At 32.1% G+C, this 402-nt stretch carries 1 protein-coding gene; it reads right to left on the bottom strand.

Annotated features, from left to right (window positions below):
- Positions 1 to 39: 39 nt before the first annotated feature.
- Positions 40 to 336, bottom strand: coding sequence for a hypothetical protein (locus FUA24_RS01225; protein WP_147135065.1), 297 nt, complete (start codon positions 334 to 336; stop codon positions 40 to 42).
- Positions 337 to 402 lie beyond the last annotated feature (66 nt).

Genomic DNA, 402 nt, shown 5'->3' with positions numbered 1-402 from the left:
AACTGCGGTTTTCATGCGTTGTAAAAAGGAATCTTATAATTAATTTTCATCGTCATCAAAGTCGCCTTCTGGCGTTGGTGGTGGCGTGTCATTAGAGTCGTCATCATTATCATCATCATCGTCTCCAAAATCTTGCATTGCCTGTACCAGGCGCTTACCAACTTTTACTAAATAAACGGTATCATCTGTTTTAACTTCAACAGCTTCAATTATTTCGTTTTTAGCATTTCTGAACGATATAATGTCATCATCATCATACCCATCAGGAAACTTTTCTACAAGAAGATTTAAAATATCTTGATTCAGTTTTTGGTAATCTACAATTTTACGTATCATTTTATTTTTGGGGTTATTTGGTAAAATGGTTACTTAAACAATAGTGTTAAATTAAAAATTATTTTT

It is taken from the genome of Seonamhaeicola marinus, assembly GCF_008085455.1.
This window is presented reverse-complemented; position numbering and strand designations above follow the sequence as displayed.

Bases quoted from the DNA above. Each gene is read 5' to 3' on its own strand.
- FUA24_RS01225 (WP_147135065.1), bottom strand. From the start codon at position 336: ATGATACGTAAAATTGTAGATTACCAAAAACTGAATCAAGATATTTTA.